Origin of the sequence: Klebsiella sp. w6 (genome assembly GCF_033100215.1) — a bacterium.
GTDB lineage: Bacteria > Pseudomonadota > Gammaproteobacteria > Enterobacterales > Enterobacteriaceae > Klebsiella > Klebsiella variicola.
On record NZ_CP136907.1, the window covers coordinates 2,432,538 to 2,448,655 of the forward strand.

A 16,118-nucleotide genomic window follows, 5' to 3' on the forward strand; every position below is an offset into this window, starting at 1 on the left:
ATTTCGCCTCCGGAAAGGCGTTCCTGGTTTACACTTAACAGGGAGACAGCCATCCGGAGGTGTTATGCAACGATGTATTCTCGCGATCTTATCCCTCGCATTTTGCGCTGGCGCACAGGCCGTCAGTGAAGATGTTCAACTTAATCTCGTGACGCCCCAGGGCGTCGGGCAGTCCATCGGCAGTGTAAAAATCACCGAAACCGACCGCGGCCTCGAGTTCGCCCCCGAACTGCGGGCGTTGCCGCCGGGCAAGCACGGCTTTCATATTCATGCCGAAGGCAGCTGCCAGCCGGCGATGAAAGAGGGCAAAGCGGTGGCCGCCGGGGCGGCGGGCGGACATTATGACCCGCAACATACCGGGAAACACGAAGGGCCGCTGGGCACCGGGCATCTTGGCGATCTGCCTCTGCTGGTGGTCAACGACGCGGGCGTGGCCGACCAGCCAATTATTGCCCCACGTCTGAAAATGCTGAATGAGGTGAAGGGGAAAGCGCTGATGGTCCACGTGGGCGGCGATAATATGGCCGACAACCCGCAGCCGCTGGGCGGCGGCGGCGAGCGGTTTGCCTGCGGGGTGATTAAGTAGTCTTTTCGCCAATCGTGCCGGCGATCGGGGCCTGTTCCAGCTGTGACAGGGCGCAATACAGTCGCCAGATTGCGGCGGCCAGCTCCCGGGCCGCTGGCTGATGATGGTGGTTCAGGACGTCGCAGATCCGCAGCAGTTCCTGCAGGGTGGAGGCCAGCGGGCGCTGCTGCACGCCGCGCTCGCTCATCACATCGCGCAGCAAATTGATGCACAGGTCGCGCACCTGGGCGAGGGGATCGGAGCGGGTTTCCCATTCCCGAAGCTGCCAGACGACGTGCGAGCAGTTGAGCAGCACCACCCCCCAACGTAGTAGCCAGCGCCGTGCCAGGGCATCTTTACTCTGACTGAGCTGGCTGACATGGTGGTACACCAGCGATTCAAATTCATGTTCGCTGTGCTGGGGATGGCGGCTGAGCTGATCGACAAAGTGACGCCGTAACGCTCTGATATGGCGCCGTCCTTTACGGGCATCCGATCCCGGGCTGAGCACCGCAAAAGCCAGCCAGGCAAAGCCCACGCCGACAATCTTGCTTAAGTTATCATTGAAAAAAGCCGCATAGTCGTACACCGGCGGATTGGTGACGGAGATAAACGAGCCCATAAACACGATAAGCTGTCCCCACAGGCCGGCATATTTGGGCCACTGTAGCTTGAGCAACTGCATGGTGGTCAGGAGCGGGAACAGAAATAGCAGAAACTGCCACAGGTCGGTTATCTGCACCATCAGGCCGAACTTCACCACAAAACTGAACAGCGACAGCAGCACCAGGGTCTGCATCAGCAGCGTCAGCGATCGAAACGGCGAAGCCGAGACCGAATAGAGCACGCAGCAGATGGAGGCCAGGGTCAGGGCAGCCGCGCAGCTGGTCCACTGGGTGCTGATCCCCCATGCGCCAATCGCCACCAGCGCGCAAAAAGTACGGATGCCATTGAGCAAGGCCTCTGCCTGGTCGGTGTGGCGGGCCAGGGCTGGCGCCGAAGGTACGTTGAACTCGGCGATCGCCGACGCATTCTCTACCCGGCGGATCCAGCGACTGCTTTCCAGATAAATGCGACAGAAATAGCGCAGTCGCGCCCAAAAGGCGATATGACGGTAATCGGCCTCCGGCGGCGGCGCCAGAGGCGCCAGAATGCGGGCGACATGATAGCTGTCAGCATGGGGAGCAGCGAGTTCAGCAAGCAGCGACTCCAGCACCTGACGAGTGTTCGCCGGCGCGTCCGGCCAGTTCAGCAACATACGTCGCAGACTGGAAATGACGCTGGTCATTCGGAGCTGCTGATGCAGCAGGTAGTTCAGCAGGGGATTCTGCCGACGGAAGCGGTAGTGACTCCAGAAGGCCTGGATGCGCAGCAGGTTCATGGTGAGGATCTGACCAATCACGCTTTCGTGAGCGGTGCGGATGGCATCCGTCGTCTCCGGCACCCACAGCAGGCTGGCGTGCTCCAGCAGCCGGGCGTGCATGGTTTTCAGGGCCGTCAGCAGGTTGCTGCCGTCGGAGGTGCTGGGCAGGATCATCATCATGAGTCCGCCGCAGAGGATCCCAACGATGACTTCGCAGACGCGCGACTGAGCGATCACCCAAAGTTCGTAGCTGTCGCTGATGTTAATCACCGGAAACGCGATGATGGCGCAGGTATAGCCGGCAAGCTGAAAGGCGTAGGCCACGTTGTTGGTGAACAGCGCGCAGGCCCAGGTGCACAGCGCCAGCCAGCCGGAAATACTGAACAGAAACAGCCAGGGATCGTTCAGCGTATGGCCCGCCAGCAGCAGGGCGGCGCAGGCGCCGAGCAGGCTGCCGGCGATGCGGCCAAAGCTTTTACTGATCACGCCGCCGACGGTGGGAAAGCTGACCACTGCCGCGGAGGTCATCGCCCAGTACGGCTCATCGAGATCCAGCGCGTAGGCGATGCTTAACGCGAGACACATAGCGATGCCGTTACGCAACGCGTATCGCCACTGTGGACGGGTGGCTTTAACCCAGGGCAGTGTGCGCCACGACAGGGCCTGCAGATTCATTACTGCCCGCCGATCGAGACAGTGCAGGTGGTGCCGGAGACCAGAGTGACGTCCGCCGGTAGCTCATTAAAGGCAATCCGCACCGGAACGCGCTGCGCGAGGCGTACCCAGGGGATATTCGGTTTGATGTTGGCCACCAGCCCGGTTCCCTGTTCCACGCTCTGATCGACAATTGCCCGGCCGATGCTGGCGACATGCCCGTGCAGCGTCTGCTGATTACTGTAGAGAATAATCTGCGCCGGATCGCCGATGCGGATATGACGCAGTTTGGTCTCTTCAAAGTAGCCCAGCACGTAAAACGAGTGGCTGTCTACCAGAGCAAAGACCGGGTGGCCGGTAGTGGCGTAATCGCCGACGCGGGTGGAGAGGTTGGTCACCCAGCCGTCCACTGGCGCTTTGACCGTTGTTTGGCTTAGCTGCCATTGCGCATGTTTCAGCATCGCTTCGCTGACGCCCAGTCCCGCTCTGGCGGCCGCCAGGTTGGTGGTGGCCGTATTCAGCGCGGTGTTGACATTCTCAAGATCTTCAGCCGAGATCGCATTCTGCGACAGGTTGCGACGACGACGTGCCTCGCTGGCGGCCTTCGTTTGCTCAGCCTGCGCTTTCGCTACCTCGGCTTGCGCTTTCGCCTGCTGCGCCTGGGCGTTCAGCACGGCGATACGGTAGGGGGTGTCGTCGATAGTGAACAGAACATCCCCGGCGTTGACCCGTTGGTTGTCCGTCACGTTCAACTGCAGAATGCTACCGGAGACCTGAGGGGTGATCCCGACCTGCTCTGCACGCACTTTGCCGTCGCGGGTCCAGGGGGACTGGGTGTAGAAATTCCATAACAGCCATGCGGCGATCAGGGCGATGGCCGCAACCAACAGCGTTGACAGATATTTTAGTTTTTTCATAGCAAGGACATCACCAGGCAATCAGTAACACCAGGGCCAGACAGACCGAGAGCGCGAACAGGGAGAGATCCATCAGCAGGGGATGCCAGATGTCGCCGGCATACATCCAGTCACGCAGCTGACGATGTAAAAACAACCAGATAAAAAAACCTAATAAGACGGCTTTGAACAGCGGAGGGAAATAGACGGACGCGCCGAACACCAGGTCCTGCAGCGGCAATCCGGATGTGTTAAGACTCAGTTTCACAAGCAAAAATCCTTTGCCATTACAGGGGTAACCTCAGAGCGTGCTACGCTATAACAGTGTAAATCATTGTTTTGGTTTTTGTTGAATCAAGTAATTCATTTGTTTTGATAATTCAAATGCTGCACACTATTCTAAAATCAGTATAATAACTTAGCAAGCTAATTATAAGGAGATGAAATTGGAATCGCCACTTGGTTCTGATCTGGCACGTTTAGTCCGCGTTTGGCGCGCGCTAATCGACCATCGCCTGAAACCTCTGGAGTTAACGCAGACTCACTGGGTCACGCTGCATAACATCCACCAGCTGCCGCCTGAGCAGTCGCAGATCCAGCTGGCGAAAGCCATCGGCATTGAACAGCCGTCGCTGGTGCGCACGCTCGATCAGCTGGAGGAGAAAGGGCTTATTTCTCGCCAGACCTGTTCAAGCGACCGGCGGGCCAAACGCATCAAGCTCACTGAAAAAGCTGAACCGTTGATCAATGAGATGGAAGAGGTGATAGGCAAGACCCGCGATGAAATCCTGTCGGGGGTGTCAAAGCAGGAAGTGGAAACGTTGCTCCACTTAATTCGTAAACTTGAACAAAATATCCTCGATCTCCAGGCAAAAGATTAATTTTTTAGCGGCCCGGGTTGCCCCGGGCCGTTTTTTTTAGTCGCCAGGGTGACGCCAGACCACCACCCGATTACGCCCGCTGTTTTTCGCTTCATACATGGCCGCATCTGCGCGCTCGACGCACGTTTCTGCGCTCACGCTTCTATCGCGCGTCGTATACAACCCCATACTAATGGTCATTCGCTCCGGCAGAGGGTGTTGCTCAGCGTTGACGGCCAGGCGGATACGCTCGGCGATCGCCAGGGCGTCTTTCTCGGCGGTGTTGACCAGCAGCAGGGCAAACTCCTCACCGCCAATGCGGGCAGCAGCGTCATCCACGCGCGAATGGTTCTCCAGCACCGAGGCGGCAAACTGGATCACCTTGTCGCCGGCGACGTGGCCGTAGTTATCATTGATGCGTTTGAAATGATCGAGGTCACTGATAATCACTGACAGCGGATGTTGGGGGTTTACCTTCGCCAGCTGCTGGTTCAGGGTGTCGTAGAAGAAGCTGCGGTTATAAAGCCGGGTCAACGGGTCGCGAATCGAGTTCTGGTACGAGTTGACATACTTATGGTTAGACTCACGGTAGAGCATAAAGACGTCGACCAGCAGCACCAGAATCAGGAACAGGGTACAAAGCGTTTCGAAAAAACGCGCCTGGTACCAGGTCTGATCGAGGTCCCCGGCGGTGGAGACTAGCTGGAAGAGGGTGTAAAGATAAGCGCTGCAAAAAAAAGCGCCGCTAAACCAGAAAATATTGCGTAATTTACTCAGGCTAATTAATAAAATAAGCGTGATAAACCAGATAGCCATCAGCAGCCAGCCGATAATACTTTGCCACAGTGGCGTGAAGGTATGGCTAAGATCGTCGATAAAATTGACGCTCAGCCACGGCGAGTGGCTGGAGTACACCCACGATAAAAAAATAATTGTTAATGTAAAAACGATACATGCCGCGAATGTAATTATGTGTGCTTTCAGCGAGTGCATGATGCGCTGGCGGAAGTAATACAAAACAATAGATGACATGAATAATACAGCCATCATTATATTGCGAAAGAAATAATAGATAACGGCGTCATTTTGATTAATGACCGGGGTCGTGCTGCAGGTAAGCCAGTCCGGATAGCTGCTGAGGGTGCCCAGCATCAGCAGCGCTGAACAGGCAAAGCCGAAAGCAACAGGTGTAAGGTACAGGCGGCGCTTGTTGCTCCAGTATTTCATGCCCATAAAACAGGCAATAGTAATATGAAAGACCATCAGAAAGCTGGTCAGTAGAGGAAATAATATTGATGAGGTAGTGCTGAAACTGGTATGAAAAAAAGCGGTCACTCCGGCAATGCCGAACCCGGCCAGTAAGCAAATAAAAACATATATAATAAAACGTTTAGCAACATGATTGACATGTTTGAGCATAGGCAAGATCCCAGAGAGAAAACCAACAGCGACGTTCAGTCGACAAAGTATTATGACAATCTGAGAGTAGTGGGGGCGGTGAGATAAGATATTGCGCAGGCGCAATGATTGATGAACTACTTGAATATAATATATCTGATTGCTAATACGAATCTATTACGGTGGAATAACCGCGGCTGAAAAATACGATGCGGCGCAACGGGCCGCATCGCAAGGGGTGTTATCGAGGAGAAACGGTGACCTGGCTGCCGCTGCCGGCAATGGCGACGCGCTGACCCACAGAGAACGGCGTGCTGCCCTGTTTCTGCACCACCAGAATGGTGTTGCCATCATCCTTACGGATTTCCAGTTCTACGCCCTGGGTTTTGTTCATTGCACCCTGAACGCCCTGGCCTGCGACGCCGCCCGCGACCGCGCCAGCCGCGGTGGCAAGAGAGCGTCCGGTACCGCCGCCGATGGTGTTGCCGAGGAACCCGCCGAGCACTGCACCGCCAATGGCGCCGATGGCATTGCTGTCGTCGCCGCTCTGGATCTGCACGGCGCGCGTATGCACAATCGTACCGTAAGTTACGCTCTGCACCTGTTTGGCTTCAGATGCGGAATAAACGTCGCCGGACAGGCCGCTGCTGCTCACGCAGCCTGCGAGCGTAAAACCAATCATCGATACAGCCAAAACACGTAAAATCATTTATGAATCTCCTGTTCACCGAAGGTGTTCAATTGAACGTCCATACGGTTAATTATATGGCATTTAGTCGCCGGCGGGCATAGCTTCCGCCCTGACTATACAAAAAATAATAATTAATGATGCTTCAACCTAGACTAAACGCCGGTTCTTTACGGTGTTCTCTGAAATGTCGCTCTATTGTTAAAAAGTATTATAACAACATAGCATTAGCGGGCGCTTTATGGTGGAGTGAGGCGTATACGAGGGTCATGGAATGAAGGAAAAACGTATGAGATCGGGTCGCTTTATTGGCGTTATGTCCGGTACCAGCCTTGATGGTATCGATGTCGTATTGGCCGCCATCAACGAAAACATCGTGGCGCAGCAGGCCAGTCTCACCTGGCCCATACCACACCCAATAAAAGAAGAGATCCTCGCGATTTGCCAGGGCCAGTCGTTGACCCTCTCACAACTGGGGCGTCTGGACACTCGTCTGGGGCGGCTGTTTGCCGATGCCGTACTGGCGCTGATGCGCCAGGAATATCTCAAGCCCACCGACGTTATCGCTATCGGCTGCCATGGACAGACCGTATGGCATGAACCGCAAGGCGACGCGCCGCACACGCTGCAAATCGGCGACAACAACCAGATCGCCGCGCATACCGGCGTCACGGTGGTGGGGGATTTTCGCCGGCGTGATATGGCGCTTGGCGGGCAGGGGGCGCCGTTGGTCCCGGCATTTCATCATGCGCTGCTGGCGCATCCCATTGAACGGCGGATGGTGTTGAATATCGGTGGTATCGCCAACGTGTCGCTGCTGGTGCCGGGGCAGCCGGTGCGCGGCTATGATACCGGGCCGGGAAATATGTTGCTGGACGCCTGGATCTGGCGTCAGCAGGGTAAACCGTATGATAAGGATGCCCAGTGGGCCAGCGAAGGTAAAGTGATGCTGCCGCTGCTGCAGGACATGCTGAGCGATCCGTGGTTTGCTTTACCGGCGCCGAAAAGCACCGGTCGTGAATATTTCAATTACGGTTGGCTGGAAAAACATCTGGCCCGTTATTCGGGACTGCGTGGGCAGGATGTGCAGGCCACGCTGGCGGAATTAACCGCTGTGACCATCAGTGAGCAGGTATTGTTAAGCGGCGGCTGCGAGCGTTTGTTAGTGTGCGGCGGCGGCGCGCGTAACCCCTTGTTAATGGCGCGCCTGGCGGCACTGCTGCCGGGAACCGAAGTCTCCACCACCGATGAGGCGGGGATCAGCGGCGATGATATGGAGGCGCTGGCCTTTGCCTGGCTGGCCTGGCGCACGCTGGCGGGGCTGCCGGGTAATCTTCCCTCAGTGACCGGCGCCAGCGAAGCCACGGTGCTGGGCGCCATTTTCCCGGCTAACCCGCCGCAGAATCGGAGTTAACTGAAATCTTAAACACGGCGCGACCGGTAAACTGGACAAGTTAAGCGGTGGGCGGAGTGCCCTCCGTGACCGGGAAAGTCGAAGGCAAACGAATGAAAAAAATTCTTATCGCAGTTGTACCTTTTATGCTGGCGGGCTGTAGCTACTACAACCAGTTTGTCGAGCGGATGCAGACGGACACGCTGGAGTATCAATGCGACCAGAAACCGTTAACGGTCCATCGCAATAACACCCGCCAACAGGTGAGTTTTATCTATGATAATCAGCAACTGAACCTGGCTGAGGGGCTGTCGGCTTCGGGGGCGCGCTACACCGACGGCGTCTACGTCTTCTGGTCGAAGGGCGATACCGCTACCGTCTATAAACGCGATCGCATCATCCTCGATAACTGTCAGCTGCAGACGGCCAAACGTTGAGATTTCTGTCGGGGGGGCGCACAATAACGCCACCTTATGACTACATCCTCAATGGCCATGTCTGATAACGACGAACTCCAGCAAATCGCGCACTTGCGCCGTGAATATACCCGTGGCGGTTTGCGTCGCCACGATCTTCCTGCTGAACCCCTGCCGCTGTTTGAACGCTGGCTGCGTCAGGCCTGTGACGCGAAACTCGCAGACCCGACCGCGATGGTGGTTGCTACCGTTGATGAGCGCGGCCAACCTTACCAGCGTATTGTGCTGCTGAAGCATTACGATGAAAAAGGGCTGGTGTTTTATACCAACCTTGGCAGCCGCAAAGCCCATCAGATTGAAAAAAATCCCCAGGTGAGCCTGCTGTTTCCGTGGCATATGCTGGAGCGCCAGGTGATGGTGATCGGCAAAGCGGAGCGCTTGTCGACGCTGGAGGTGGTCAAATATTTCCACAGCCGTCCGCGCGATAGCCAAATCGGCGCCTGGGTCTCCCAGCAGTCCAGTCGCATTTCCGCCCGCGGGATCCTGGAGAGCAAATTCCTCGAGCTGAAGCAGAAATTCCAGCAGGGGGAAGTGCCGCTGCCGAGTTTCTGGGGCGGATTCCGCGTCAGCGTCGAGCAGATGGAGTTCTGGCAGGGGGGCGAACATCGGCTGCATGACCGCTTTTTATACCAGCGTGATAATGGCGCCTGGAAAATAGACCGCCTGGCACCGTAAACGCCGAAATTAGTTATCGAAGCGCTGGCGCTGAAAGGGCCGGCGCTTTATTCTATGTACTTTTCGCATCTGGCGAAAAGTCGTGTACCGGCAGAGGTGCAGTCGTTTATACATGGAGAATTTGATGGCAAGCAGTAACTTGATTAAACAATTGCAAGAGCGGGGGCTGGTAGCCCAGGTGACGGACGAGGAAGCGTTAGCAGAGCGACTGGCGCAAGGCCCGATCGCGCTCTATTGCGGCTTCGACCCTACCGCTGACAGCTTGCATTTGGGGCATCTTGTTCCATTGTTATGCCTGAAACGCTTCCAGCAGGCAGGTCATAAACCTGTAGCGCTGGTGGGCGGCGCAACCGGTCTGATTGGCGACCCAAGCTTTAAAGCCGCTGAGCGTAAGCTAAATACCGAGGATACCGTGCAGGAGTGGGTGGATAAAATCCGCAAACAGGTGGCCCCGTTCCTTGATTTTGACTGTGGCGACAACTCGGCGATCGCGGCGAACAACTATGACTGGTTTGGCAGCATGAACGTGCTGACCTTCCTGCGCGATATCGGCAAACACTTCTCTGTTAACCAGATGATCAACAAAGAAGCGGTGAAGCAGCGTCTGAATCGTGACGATCAGGGTATCTCCTTTACCGAGTTCTCCTACAACCTGCTGCAAGGGTACGACTTTGCCTGCCTGAACAAGCTGCACGGCGTAGCGCTGCAGATCGGCGGCTCCGACCAGTGGGGCAACATCACCTCCGGTATCGATCTGACCCGTCGCCTGCACCAGAACCAGGTGTTTGGCCTGACGGTTCCGCTGATCACCAAAGCAGACGGCACCAAATTCGGTAAAACCGAAGGCGGCGCCGTGTGGCTGGATCCGAAGAAAACCAGTCCGTACAAATTCTACCAGTTCTGGATCAACACCGCGGATGCTGATGTCTATCGCTTCCTCAAGTTCTTCACCTTTATGGACATGGCGGAGATCAATGCTCTGGAAGAAGAAGACAAAAACAGCGGTAAAGCGCCGCGCGCCCAGTACGTGCTGGCAGAGCAGGTGACGCGCCTGGTCCACGGCGAAGAAGGCCTGGAAGCGGCGAAGCGCATTACCGAAAGCCTGTTCAACGGTAACCTGAGCGACCTGAGCGAAGCAGATTTCGAACAGCTGGCGCAGGATGGCGTGCCGATGATCGAAATGGAAAAAGGCGCCGATCTCCTGCAGGCGTTGGTGGATTCCGAGCTGCAGCCGTCCCGCGGTCAGGCGCGTAAAACCGTTGCCTCGAACGCGGTGACCATCAACGGTGAAAAACAGGCCGACCCGGAATATGTATTCAGCGACAGCGACCGTCTGTTCGGCCGCTACACCTTACTGCGTCGCGGTAAAAAGAATTACTGCCTGGTCTGCTGGAAATAAAAAATAAAACCAGGGCGTGGGAAACCACGCCCTTTTTCTTTTTAGGGTTATGGTAAGAAAATGAAGAACATCCTCGCCATTCAGTCTCACGTTGTGTTTGGCCACGCCGGCAACAGTGCCGCCGAGTTTCCGATGCGCCGTCTGGGCGCCAATGTCTGGCCCCTGAATACCGTTCAGTTCTCCAACCATACGCAATACGGTAAATGGACCGGTTGCGTGATGCCGCCTTCACACCTGACGGAGATCGTCCAGGGCATTGCCGACATCGACAAGCTGCAGACCTGCGATGCGGTTCTGAGCGGCTACCTCGGTTCCGCTGAACAGGGCGAGCATATCCTCGGTATCGTGCGTCAGGTGAAAGCGGCCAATCCGGCGGCGAAGTACTTTTGTGACCCGGTGATGGGCCATCCGGAGAAAGGGTGTATCGTCGCGCCCGGCGTGGCGGAATTCCACGTGCGCTATGCGCTGCCGGCCAGCGATATTATTGCGCCGAATCTGGTTGAACTGGAGATCCTGTGCGGTCATCCGGTCGCCAGCGTCAGCGAAGCGGTAGCTGCTGCGCGGGAGCTGATTGCCCAGGGGCCGGAGGTGGTGTTGGTTAAACATCTTTCCCGCGCCGGTCTGAGCATGGATCGTTTTGAGATGCTGCTGGTGACGGCCGAAGAAGCCTGGCATATCAGTCGGCCGCTGGTGGATTTTGGCCTGCGTCAGCCGGTTGGCGTCGGCGATGTGACCAGTGGACTGCTGCTGGTGAAACTGCTGCAGGGTGCCAGCCTGCGCGATGCGCTTGAGCACGTTACCGCCGCGGTGTACGAGATCATGCTCACCACCAAAAACATGCAAGAGTATGAACTGCAGGTGGTGGCGGCGCAGGATCGCATTGCCGTACCGGAGCACTGCTTCAGCGCCACCCGGCTGTAACTCCCCGGGCCTGCCCGACGGTCCGCCGGGCAGGTTCAGGCCTTATTTTAAGCCTTCAGCCGCCAGTGCGGCCGCCACCGCCGGACGCGCTGCCACCTGCGCCATCCAGCTGTCGATATGACCATAGGCAGCCATATCCAGTTTTATGCCATAGCCCCAGCGCAGCACGGTGAACAGATAGCCATCGGCGATAGTAAAGCGATGGCCGGTCAGCCACTGTTTATCTTCCAGCGACGTATCAACATACTGCAGTTTCTTCTCGAGCAACGCCCGCGCGACAGGCTTATAGTCTTCCGGGGTATCCGGGCGGAACAGCGGGGTAAAGCCTTTATGCAGCTCGGTGGCCACGTAATTCAGCCACTCCAGGGTCTGGTAGCGGGCAATGGAGCCCACTGGCGCCAGCAGATGGCGGTCCGGCACCTGATCGGCGATGTACTGCATAATAGCCACGCCCTCAGTGAGCAGGATGTCATCATCCAGCAGCAACGCCGGCACCTGACCTTTCGGGTTGATCAGCAGATAATCATCCCCGTTTTCCAGCCGTTTTTTGGCCAGGTCCACGCTCTGCAACGTGAAATCCAGGCCGCTTTCGCGCAGGGCGATATGCGAGGCCAGGGAACAGGCGCCGGGTTTGTAGAACAGTTTCATGCGTAACTCCTCGTGGCTGCAGTTTTCTGTATGTTAGTCCCGGCAGGGGTAAAAAAAAAGCCGCTAACCTAACGTTAGCGGCTTAAAAATAATTGGTTTTCCCTGCGGCGTCAGGCTGCCGCGGTTTCGCGTGCTTTCAGGTCCGCGCTGTCGTCCTGAGTCATACGGTTCAGCTTCGGCGCCGTGAGCAGCATCAGGGCGGCGATAACCGCGGTGACGATACCAATCTGCAGGAACACGTGGCCGTACACTTCCAGCGACACCAGCGGATCGGTGACGTTTTCCGGCACCGCCATCAGGTTGGCGATTTTCCCGGCGATGATCGCCGCGCCGGCGGTAGTGAGGAACCAACTGCCCATAATGAAGCCCATCAGACGCTGCGGAACCAGCTGAGCGACCATCGCCAGGCCGAGGCCGGAAATCATCAGCTCACCAATAGACTGCAGCGCGTAGCTCAGAATGAGCCAGTTAACCGAGACGATGCCGGCGTCGCTGGCGAACTTCGCCCCTAAAGGCAGGACGAGGAACGCGCCGGAGCACAGTACCATGCCGATAGCGAACTTGTGCGGCATCGGCAGGCGGTCGCCCATCTTGTTATAAATGGCTGCCAGAATAGGGCTACCAATCATGATCCAGAACGGGTTCAGCGCCTGATACTGTTCCGGTTCGAAGGCGATACCGAGGATCGAGTGCTCAACGTTACGAATCGCGAAGAAGTTCAGAGAGGTCGGCATCTGGCTGTACAGTACGAAGAAGACAATCGCTTCTACCATCAGCAGGAAGGCGACGATCATTTTACGACGCGCGGCACCTTTCAGACCGATGGTTTCTTTGGCGAAAATCACGACGATACCCAGTGCGACGACGCCCAGCACCATACGTGCGATGCCCTGGTTGTGCAGCAGCCAGGTGGCGATGGCGACCAGCACCACCACGCCAGCGATGGTCGCCAGCAGTTTGCCCATGTGCACTGGGGCAAAGTCCGGTTTCGAACCGTACTGTTTTACCCATTTCTGGCAGAAGGCAAAGTTAATAATCGTGATCACCATCCCCACCACGCTGAGGGCAAACGCCACGCTCCAGCCGAAGCGAGCAGCCAGCCACGGGGTTGCCAGCATCGAGAAGAACGAACCGATGTTGATGGACATGTAGTACATGGTGAATGCACCGTCCAGACGGGGATCGTTTTTGTCGTAGCAGGTAGAAAGCAGGGAGGACGGGTTGGCTTTGAACAGGCCGTTACCGACGGCGATGGTCGCCATACCCATATAGACGATGGCAGCATCATGGCCGGACCAGGCCACCAGCGCATAGCCGATGGCCAGCACGATAGCGCCCAGCATGATGACACGTTTGGTGCCCAGCACTTTATCGCCCAGCCAGCCGCCAATAGCAACCAGACCATAGACCAGCGCGCTAAAGGAGGAGAACAGAGTAATGGAATCCGCTTCCGACATACCCAGCTGTTTTACCAGGTAAACGGCCATGATCCCTTGCAGGCCGTAATAACCAAAACGCTCCCATAACTCGATCGAGAAAATGAGATAGAACGCGCGTGGTTGTTTGAAAGCGTTCAGACTCACGCTTTCTGCTGGTTTATTGTTTGCAGTAGACACATATACCTCTTTTTTTACATCCCATATTTACTGGGGGGTGTTCGGGGCGCAATCTCGTTGGACCGCCGCCTTTATAGTTATTTTGGGAGGGAAAACGGCAGGTAATGTTCACTATCTTGGCGCATCAGGCAAGGCCTTTGTAATAAACTGTTACACATAATGTGGGTGGCATAATGCTCCGGACATATGAATGTTATCCAGAGTTAAATTTCACCGTTTCGTTATGATTGCTATTTTTATCTTTTTCATCAGTCTGATTTCGTTAAAAAGGCGACATATTCTACTGATTGACCTTATAGGTAGTGATATGGTCCATTATCCTAAAAATTAATGGTCTATTATCCTGGTAATCTTTGCTCAATCGTTGTATTGCCTGACATTTGTTTTCATTTTCACAACATGTAATCAACATAAAGTTGCGAGCATGATCTCGATCACAAATGTATAGAAATTTTGCATCGAGAAAAAATGAAAGCACTGATTGTTCGTTATATAGCCGGATTATTACCCACCATAAGAGACATTTTCTGGTGTTAACGGCGGGTTAAATGCATAAATTCGAGCCATAACTCAGGGTTAAGTTATGGCTCAGAAGAAGGGATCAGGCGTAGACTTTCTCTTTAAATTCGCAGAGGTCTTCAATCAGGCAGGAGCCGCAGCGCGGCTTGCGGGCAATGCAGGTATAACGTCCATGCAGGATCAACCAGTGATGACAGTCGACCTTAAACTCGGCGGGGACCACCTTCAGAAGCTTCTCTTCCACCTGCTCAACGTTCTTGCCAGGGGCGAATTGCGTCCGATTGCAGACGCGGAAGATGTGCGTGTCCACAGCGATGGTCGGCCAGCCAAAGGCGGTATTGAGTACCACGTTGGCGGTTTTACGGCCCACGCCGGGCAGCGCCTCCAGCGCCGCTCTGTCTTCCGGCACCTCGCCGTTGTGCTGCTCCAGCAGGATGCGGCAGGTTTTGATGACGTTTTCCGCTTTGCTGTTAAACAGGCCGATAGTCTTGATATACGATTTCACCCCATCCACCCCCAGCGCCAGCATCGCTGCGGGCGTATTGGCCACCGGATAGAGTTTGGCTGTCGCTTTGTTGACGCTGACATCGGTGACCTGCGCAGAAAGCAGAACGGCAATCAGCAACTCGAACGGCGAACTGAAATGCAGTTCGGTAGTGGGGTGGGGATCGTTTTCCCGCAGCCTGGTGAGGATCGCCAGGCGTTTGGCTTTGTTCATGTTACGCTTTCCCTGTCACGTCAGACGGGGCGACAGAAACGGCCCGGGCCGCTTGCGCCTTCCGCTGCTTGCTACGTTCATCGATGAGGTATTTTACCGCCAGCATCATGCCGAGGCCAATAAAGGCGCCTGGCGGCAGCATAGCCAGCAGGAAGGGGGTATCCGTATGGAAAACCTCGATGCGCAGCACCTTTGCCCAACTACCAAGCAGGCTGTCGGCGCCGTCAAACAGGGTGCCATTGCCAAGGATCTCGCGCAGGGAGCCCAACACAAACATCGCGCAGGTGGCGCCCATGCCGATAGAAAAGCCATCCAGTGCCGACAGCGCCGGCCCTTTTTTGGCGGCAAAGGCTTCGGCGCGGCCGACCACGATGCAGTTGGTCACAATAAGCGGGATGAAAATCCCCAGCGACTGATAGAGGCCGAAGGCATAGGCGTTGATCAGCATCTGCACGACGCTCACCACCGAGGCGATGATCATCACGTAGATGGGGATCCGGATCTCCGCCGGCGTCCAGCGGCGCAGGCTGGAGATGGTCAGGTTGGTTAAGGTTAGCACCAGGGTGGTCGCCAGACCCAGCCCGAGGGCGTTGGTGGCGGTCGAGGTGACCGCCAGCAGAGGGCACATCCCTAACAGCTGAACCAGGGCGGAGTTATTTTTCCACAGGCCCTGGACGATGACGTCTTTAACTTCGCTCATGGTCATTCTCCACAGGCGGTGAATTCAGGAAGTTGCGCAGGCAGCGTTTGTGCATACAGGCCTGCGCGCTTAACGGCATTGACCACCGCCCGGGGGGTGATGGTGGCGCCGGTGAACTGGTCAAAATCGCCGCCGTCTTTTTTGACCGCCCAATGGCTGTCGCCCTGACCGTGGATGACTTTCCCGGCAAAATGGGTGATCCAGTCCGACAGGCGAAGCTCGATTTTATCGCCCAGGCCCGGCGTTTCATGATGCTCGGTCACGCGGGTGCCGAGGACCGTGCCGCTAAAATCGGCAGCAACCAACAGCTGTATTGCCCCGGAATAGCCATCTGGCGCGGTGGCTTCCATCACCGCGCCGATCGGCTGGTCGTTATTTTTGGCTATCCACACTTTATGCTGGCCTTTGCCCAGCGCCGGGGCGCTGACCAGATAGCAGCTCTTGAGCAGATCGTTATTATAGCGGTCGGCGGGTAAGACCTGATCAAATAACGCTTTCTGCTGCAGGGCCGCCTGCTGATCGATAGTGCTTTTCGTCAGTTCATTGATCGCCGCCGTCAGCCCGGTGGAACCGGCGGCAAACAGCGCCAGCGTGACGCCGTGTTTTCGCATCGTTTTTAACATCATCGC

At 56.2% G+C, this 16,118-nt stretch carries 17 protein-coding genes; 7 read left to right on the plus strand and 10 right to left on the minus strand.

Annotated elements, in window-relative coordinates:
- Window positions 1-64: 64 nt before the first annotated feature.
- Window positions 65-586 (plus strand): superoxide dismutase [Cu-Zn] SodC, encoded by a 522-nt coding sequence (gene sodC, locus R0140_RS11965; protein ID WP_022066457.1) that lies wholly within the window; start codon window positions 65-67, stop codon window positions 584-586.
- Here the strand turns inward: sodC and R0140_RS11970 are convergent.
- The 3 genes from R0140_RS11970 to R0140_RS11980 are packed head-to-tail and all read right to left on the minus strand — an operon-like array spanning window position 579 to window position 3,746.
- Window positions 579-2,603, minus strand: coding sequence for an FUSC family protein (locus R0140_RS11970; RefSeq protein WP_012968040.1), 2,025 nt, complete (start codon window positions 2,601-2,603; stop codon window positions 579-581). The genes sodC and R0140_RS11970 overlap by 8 nt on opposite strands.
- Window positions 2,603-3,499: an efflux RND transporter periplasmic adaptor subunit gene (locus tag R0140_RS11975; RefSeq protein ID WP_012968041.1), complete on the minus strand. Its 897-nt coding sequence runs from the start codon at window positions 3,497-3,499 to the stop codon at window positions 2,603-2,605. The genes R0140_RS11970 and R0140_RS11975 overlap by 1 nt, the downstream gene beginning before the upstream one ends.
- A gap of 10 nt (window positions 3,500-3,509) precedes the next feature.
- The gene (locus R0140_RS11980) at window positions 3,510-3,746 is read right to left on the minus strand and encodes a DUF1656 domain-containing protein (RefSeq protein ID WP_004143834.1); all 237 of its coding nucleotides are present in this window, start codon (window positions 3,744-3,746) and stop codon (window positions 3,510-3,512) included.
- A 172-nt stretch (window positions 3,747-3,918) separates the two neighbouring features.
- On the opposite strand from R0140_RS11980, the gene slyA reads away from it, so the two are divergent.
- On the plus strand, window positions 3,919-4,359 hold the full coding sequence (gene slyA, locus R0140_RS11985; RefSeq protein ID WP_008804631.1) for a transcriptional regulator SlyA: 441 nt from the start codon (window positions 3,919-3,921) through the stop codon (window positions 4,357-4,359).
- Between the two features lie 36 nt (window positions 4,360-4,395).
- Here the strand turns inward: slyA and R0140_RS11990 are convergent, their stop codons facing one another.
- Both R0140_RS11990 and slyB read right to left on the minus strand, forming a co-directional pair.
- Window positions 4,396-5,757, minus strand: a complete 1,362-nt coding sequence (locus tag R0140_RS11990) for a sensor domain-containing diguanylate cyclase (protein ID WP_048268501.1) — start codon at window positions 5,755-5,757, stop codon at window positions 4,396-4,398.
- A gap of 220 nt (window positions 5,758-5,977) precedes the next feature.
- Window positions 5,978-6,445, minus strand: a complete 468-nt coding sequence (slyB, locus tag R0140_RS11995) for an outer membrane lipoprotein SlyB (RefSeq protein WP_008804633.1) — start codon at window positions 6,443-6,445, stop codon at window positions 5,978-5,980.
- Between the two features lie 268 nt (window positions 6,446-6,713).
- Between slyB and anmK the strand changes: the two genes are divergently transcribed.
- The 5 genes from anmK (at window position 6,714) to pdxY (ending at window position 11,288) form a co-directional block, all read left to right on the plus strand.
- On the plus strand, window positions 6,714-7,838 hold the full coding sequence (gene anmK, locus R0140_RS12000; protein WP_032735788.1) for an anhydro-N-acetylmuramic acid kinase: 1,125 nt from the start codon (window positions 6,714-6,716) through the stop codon (window positions 7,836-7,838).
- Window positions 7,839-7,930: 92 nt separating this feature from the next.
- Window positions 7,931-8,254: a C-type lysozyme inhibitor gene (mliC, locus tag R0140_RS12005; RefSeq protein WP_032691200.1), complete on the plus strand. Its 324-nt coding sequence runs from the start codon at window positions 7,931-7,933 to the stop codon at window positions 8,252-8,254.
- Between the two features lie 57 nt (window positions 8,255-8,311).
- Entirely contained in the window at window positions 8,312-8,968 is a 657-nt protein-coding gene (gene pdxH, locus R0140_RS12010) for a pyridoxamine 5'-phosphate oxidase (RefSeq protein WP_032731006.1), read from the plus strand.
- Between the two features lie 124 nt (window positions 8,969-9,092).
- Complete coding sequence (tyrS, locus tag R0140_RS12015; RefSeq protein WP_012968045.1) at window positions 9,093-10,367, plus strand: tyrosine--tRNA ligase; 1,275 nt, start codon at window positions 9,093-9,095, stop codon at window positions 10,365-10,367.
- 60 nt (window positions 10,368-10,427) lie between these two features.
- Window positions 10,428-11,288, plus strand: coding sequence for a pyridoxal kinase PdxY (gene pdxY / locus R0140_RS12020; protein ID WP_008804638.1), 861 nt, complete (start codon window positions 10,428-10,430; stop codon window positions 11,286-11,288).
- A 42-nt stretch (window positions 11,289-11,330) separates the two neighbouring features.
- Here the strand turns inward: pdxY and gstA are convergent, their stop codons facing one another.
- The 5 genes from gstA to rsxG all read right to left on the minus strand — a co-directional run bounded on the left by gstA (window position 11,331) and on the right by rsxG (window position 16,112).
- On the minus strand, window positions 11,331-11,936 hold the full coding sequence (gstA, locus tag R0140_RS12025; protein ID WP_008804639.1) for a glutathione transferase GstA: 606 nt from the start codon (window positions 11,934-11,936) through the stop codon (window positions 11,331-11,333).
- 110 nt (window positions 11,937-12,046) lie between these two features.
- Window positions 12,047-13,552 carry a dipeptide/tripeptide permease DtpA gene (dtpA, locus tag R0140_RS12030; protein ID WP_008804640.1) on the minus strand — a complete coding sequence of 502 codons (1,506 nt, stop codon included), beginning with the start codon at window positions 13,550-13,552 and terminating at the stop codon, window positions 12,047-12,049.
- 601 nt (window positions 13,553-14,153) lie between these two features.
- Complete coding sequence (gene nth, locus R0140_RS12035) at window positions 14,154-14,789, minus strand: endonuclease III (protein ID WP_317704037.1); 636 nt, start codon at window positions 14,787-14,789, stop codon at window positions 14,154-14,156.
- A gap of 1 nt (window position 14,790) precedes the next feature.
- Window positions 14,791-15,489, minus strand: coding sequence for an electron transport complex subunit E (locus R0140_RS12040; RefSeq protein ID WP_008804642.1), 699 nt, complete (start codon window positions 15,487-15,489; stop codon window positions 14,791-14,793).
- Window positions 15,490-15,491: 2 nt separating this feature from the next.
- Window positions 15,492-16,112 carry an electron transport complex subunit RsxG gene (gene rsxG, locus R0140_RS12045; RefSeq protein ID WP_032691405.1) on the minus strand — a complete coding sequence of 207 codons (621 nt, stop codon included), beginning with the start codon at window positions 16,110-16,112 and terminating at the stop codon, window positions 15,492-15,494.
- Window positions 16,113-16,118 lie beyond the last annotated feature (6 nt).